Source organism: Micromonospora sp. NPDC003776 (assembly GCF_053605645.1).
This window is the reverse complement of sequence record NZ_JBSGJR010000560.1, coordinates 1-4,583: the sequence shown is the minus strand read 5'-3', so window position 1 is coordinate 4,583 and position 4,583 is coordinate 1. Positions and strand designations below refer to the sequence as shown.

At 74.1% G+C, this 4,583-nt stretch carries 4 protein-coding genes; all 4 read right to left on the bottom strand.

The window, feature by feature from the left end; genetic code table 11:
- Window positions 1-60: 60 nt before the first annotated feature.
- Window positions 61-528, bottom strand: a complete 468-nt coding sequence (locus ACWEVO_RS30825) for a GNAT family N-acetyltransferase (protein ID WP_452310979.1) — start codon at window positions 526-528, stop codon at window positions 61-63.
- Between the two features lie 107 nt (window positions 529-635).
- Window positions 636-1,571 (bottom strand): helix-turn-helix domain-containing protein, encoded by a 936-nt coding sequence (locus ACWEVO_RS30820; RefSeq protein WP_452310978.1) that lies wholly within the window; start codon window positions 1,569-1,571, stop codon window positions 636-638.
- A gap of 158 nt (window positions 1,572-1,729) precedes the next feature.
- Window positions 1,730-2,503 carry a 4-hydroxy-tetrahydrodipicolinate reductase gene (dapB, locus tag ACWEVO_RS30815; RefSeq protein ID WP_452310977.1) on the bottom strand — a complete coding sequence of 258 codons (774 nt, stop codon included), beginning with the start codon at window positions 2,501-2,503 and terminating at the stop codon, window positions 1,730-1,732.
- A 500-nt stretch (window positions 2,504-3,003) separates the two neighbouring features.
- On the bottom strand, window positions 3,004-4,383 hold the full coding sequence (locus ACWEVO_RS30810; RefSeq protein WP_452310976.1) for a M16 family metallopeptidase: 1,380 nt from the start codon (window positions 4,381-4,383) through the stop codon (window positions 3,004-3,006).
- Between the last annotated feature and the right edge of the window lie 200 nt (window positions 4,384-4,583).

Here is a 4,583-nt window from a genome sequence, read left to right as displayed (position 1 = left end):
GGGGGGGGGGGGGGGGTGGGGGGCGGGGGGGGGCCCCCCCCGCCCCCCCCCACGGGCGGGTCAGGCGGGGGTGAATTCGGCGATCAGTTCGTCGTCCTCCATGGCGCCGGTGGGTCGGAAGCCGAGGGAGCGGTAGAGGGCGGCGGCCGAGGCGTTGTCGGGGTGGTAGCTGAGGCGGACCGGCTCGCCGGCGGTGGCCAGCCAGTCCACCAGCGTCCGCACGGCGGCCCGGCCCACCCCACGGTCCTGCTCGGCGGCGTCGATCACCATGCCGCCGATCCAGCGGGAACCGTCGTCGTCCACGCCCCACATGACGTGCCCGACCACCGTCTCGTCCGCGTACACGGCGAGCGAGGTCCACACCTCGGACCGCATGGTCAGCACCAGGTAGCGGGCGGCCAGGGCGGGCACCCAGGCCCGCTGGTCGTCGCGCGGCGCGACGTCCGCCACGGGCCGCCAGTTGTCGTCGTCCACCGGCCGCAGCGTCACCTGGCGACCGGCGCGGTCGCGCATTCCGGAATCGATCATGAAAGCGAGCCTAGGTTCGATCCGCCCACCCGGCCATCCGTTTCGCCGCGCCGGACCGACCGAACGCCCAGGCGACGGACGGTGATCAGGACCGGCGCGGCGCCGCGTCAGCCGGCCGAGGCGGTCGCGGTGGCGTCCAGGTACGGGCGCGGGTCGCCGAGGCCGAGGTCCGTGATGCCCGCGGTGTGCAGGGCGCCGATCGCGAGGGTACGGCGGACCGCGGCGAAGGTGATCACGTGGCCGATGGTGCCGCCCAGCGTGTGGCTGGTCGGCGTCGAGCACGTGGTGTCGACGAAGGTGTCGGCCAGGGTGCCGGCGGCCAACGTCTGCGCCACGAACGCCCGCCAGTCGCGGCCGGCGACGGCGTGCCGGGCGGCCAGCCCGGCCACCGAACGGTCGCTCTCGTCCGGCCACTCGCCGCCGCGCAGCGCCGAGAGCCAGTGCTCCTCCTGGCTGACCATCGCGTTGATCAGTGAGCGGAGGGTCGGCTGGTCGTCGATGGTCTCCACGGACACGCTGACCGGCCGGTCGAGCACCTCGTCGTCGAGGGTGCCGGCGCGGTCGATGATCGCGGTGAGGGCTTGGACGTGATGGTCGACGAGGTGTTGGAGAACGTTCATGGGAGTCTCCTGACGTGCCGCCGGCAGCCGCAGGCCACCGGGCGGTTGGAAGTGAACGCCGCTGGGGCAGGGCAGCTCCAGCTGGCGGAAGGTGAGCGGCGGGCGCCGCCGGACCGCGGTCGGGGCCATCCCGTACGCCCGCTGGAAGGCGCGGGTGAACGCCTCGTGCGAGCCGTACCCGGCCTCGACGGCGATGTCGAGGACGGTCCGGTCGCTGGTGGTGAGCCGGTGCGCGGCGCGTTCCAGCAGCAGCCGGCGGCGCAGGGCACCGGGCGGCTCGCCGGTGGCGGCGGCGACCAGTCGGTCGAAGTGGAAGCGGGACAGATGGGCCTGGCCGGCGAGCTCGGTCGGGCTGGCCTCCGGGTCGTCCAGCGCGATCTGGAGCCAGTCGAGGATGCCGGTGAGTCCGTCCGTCCGGGTCATGTGCACAGCCTGCACCCGGGACCGCCCCCGGCGCTTGATCGCCGTTGCGCACCCTTGTGCCGGATGTCGAGCCGCCCCGGACGCGCCACGGCCGGCCGTCCCAGCGGGGACGGCCGGCCGGCAGCGGACCCGGCCCTCGCCGGGCGGGCGGGGCGGGCTCAGTCGAGCAGCGGGTCCAGGCCGACGGTGAGGCCCGGCCGCTTGCGGACCGCGCGCACGGCGAGCAGCACCCCGGGCATGAACGACGCCCGGTCCAGCGAGTCGTGCCGGATGGTCAGCGTCTCGCCGGTGGTGCCGAAGAGCACCTCCTGGTGGGCGACCAGGCCCGCCGCGCGGACGGCGTGCACCCGGACCCCGTCGATCTCCGCCCCGCGCGCGCCAGGCACCTCGTCCCTGGTGGCGTCGGGGGCCGGGCCGAGACCGGCCTCGGCGCGGGCCTGCGCGATCAGCCGGGCGGTGTGCGTGGCGGTGCCGCTGGGCGCGTCCAGCTTGCGCGGGTGGTGCTGCTCGATGATCTCGACCGACTCGAAGTGCCGGGCCGCCTTCGCGGCGAACTGCATCATCAGCACCGCCCCGATGCCGAAGTTGGGGGCGATCACCACGCCCACCTCGGACTTACGCGCCAGCCAGCCGCGCACCCGCTCCAGCCGCTCCGCGGTGAAGCCGGTGGTGCCGACCACCGCGTGAATGCCCTGGTCGACGCACCAGTACAGGTTGTCCATGACGACATCGGGAGTGGTGAAGTCGACGACCACCTCGGCACCGGCGTCGGCGACGGTGGACAGCGGTTCGCCCTGGTCGACCGTCGCCACCAGGTCCAGGTCGGCGGCGGCGTCGACCGCCTTGCAGACCTCCATGCCCATCCGGCCGCGGGCGCCCAGGACGCCGACCCGGATCGGCTCGGCCGGGTTCATCTCCTGCTCGTCAGTCACGGGGCACAACCTATCCCAATCGGGACGCCGCACCCGCCGGACCTCCGGCCGTCCCACCCGACGAGCGTGACCGCGACCCCGGCTTGCGGCAGCCCGGCCCCTCCGGAACGGCGGACACCCCGACCTGCCGCACCCCGGAGCAGCGCCGGCGCGGGACGACGCCTATGCCGCCCGGGCGGGACGCAACGCTTGTGCCCCCGGGGGCGAGACGACGCCTGTGCCGTCCGGGGCGGGACCATGCCCGGTGCCCCGGGGCGGAACGAGGCCGGCGCCCCCGGCGCGGGAGACCGCTCGGGTCCGGCTGGCACCCCCATCTGCGGCGCCTTTGCTCTGCTTCAACGGAGGCAACACTGATGGCGGAAAAGTGTTGCGTGGGCTGAAGCAGAGCAAAGGCGGGGAATGGACCCCCTGGCCGCCGCCGGCGCGGCTGGTGCCGCCCGGCCAGCAAGGGCGGTCAGGCTCCCAGGGCCGGTCAGGCTGCCAGAGCGGCCCTGCCCGGGTCAGACGGAGAAGGCGGACCGGTCGAACGGGCCGACCACCGCGAGGGACATCGGCCGGCCGAGCAGGTCGGCGGCGAGCCTGTTCACCTCGTCCAGGCTGACCGCGTCGACCCGGGCGAGCAGCTCGTCCACCGGCATCAGGTTGCCGTAGAGCAGTTCACCCTTGGCCAGCCGGCTCATCCGGGACCCGGTGTCCTCCAGGCCGAGGACGAAGGAGCCCTTGCTCATCCCCTTGCCCCGGGCCAGTTCGGCCGCGCTGATCCCGTCGGCGGCCACCTTGGCCAGCTCGGCCCGGGTCAGCTCCAGCACCTCGTCCACCTTGCCGGGGGCGCAGCCGGCGTAGACGGCGAACAGCCCGCTGTCGGCGTACTGGCTGGCGTACGAGTAGACCGAGTAGGCCAGGCCGCGCTGCTCGCGGATCTCCTGGAACAGCCGGCTGGACATGCCGCCGCCGAGCACGTTGTTGAGCACGCCGAGGGCGAAGCGCCGCTCGTCGAGGCGGTCGATACCGGGGCAGCCGAGGATGACGTGCGCCTGCTCGGTCTCCTTCGGCTCGACCAGGGTGGTGGCCGGCTTGGTGCGTACCGCCGGGGTGGCCGACCGGTACGCGGCCGGCGTCGCCGGGTCGGTGTCCAGCGGGGTACCGCGCAGCGCCTGTCGGACCAGCTTGACCACGGCGGCGTGGTCGAGGTTGCCGGCGGCGGCGATGACGATCTGCGGCGGGGTGTAGCGGCGGCGGTAGAAGCTCTGGATCTGCCGCCGGGTCATCGGGGTGACCGTCTCCTCGGTGCCGGAGATCAGCCGGCCGAGGGGGTGGTCGCCGTAGACGGCGCGGGCGAACAGGTCGTGCACCTCGTCGCCGGGCTCGTCGTCGTGCATGGCGATCTCTTCGAGGATGACCCCGCGCTCGGTCTCCACGTCGGCGGCGTCCAGCACCGAGTCGGCGACCAGGTCGCACATGACGTCGATGGCCAGCGGCAGGTCCTCGTCCAGCACGCGGGCGTAGTAGCAGGTGTATTCCTTCGTGGTGAAGGCGTTGGTCTCACCGCCCACCGCCTCGATCTCGGCGGAGATGTCCAGCGCGGTGCGCTTCCGGGTGCCCTTGAACAGCAGGTGCTCCAGGAAGTGCGCCGCCCCGGCCTGCGGCCCGGTCTCGTCCCGGGAACCGACGGCGACCCAGATGCCGAACGAGACGCTGCGCATCGCCGGGATCGCCTCGGTGAGCACGCGCAGCCCGCTGGGCAGCACGGTACGGCGCACGGTGCCGCCCAGCGGGTCCTCGCTGAGGGTACGGGTGACCGCCCGGGTCGACCCGCCGCCGCCGGCCGACGCCACCCCCCGTCGCGCCGCGGGGAAGGACGAACGCCCGGTCCGGCTCACGAAGACCTGCTCTCAGTTGGACGAGGGGTGGGGGTCACGGAGAACAGCTCCGGACACGGCACCGGGCCGGACCGGAGATGTCGCAGGCCGGGCGACGCCGTTGACGTCGCCCGGCCTGTCAGTGGATCAGCTGTGCCGGGTCCGGCGACGCGGGCGGGACTCGCCGCCGCCCTCACCGCCGCCCTCACCGCGCTCCGGGC

Bases quoted from the DNA above. Each gene is read 5' to 3' on its own strand.
- ACWEVO_RS30825 (WP_452310979.1), bottom strand. From the start codon at position 528: ATGATCGATTCCGGAATGCGCGACCGCGCCGGTCGCCAGGTGACGCTG.
- ACWEVO_RS30820 (WP_452310978.1), bottom strand. From the start codon at position 1,571: ATGACCCGGACGGACGGACTCACCGGCATCCTCGACTGGCTCCAGATC.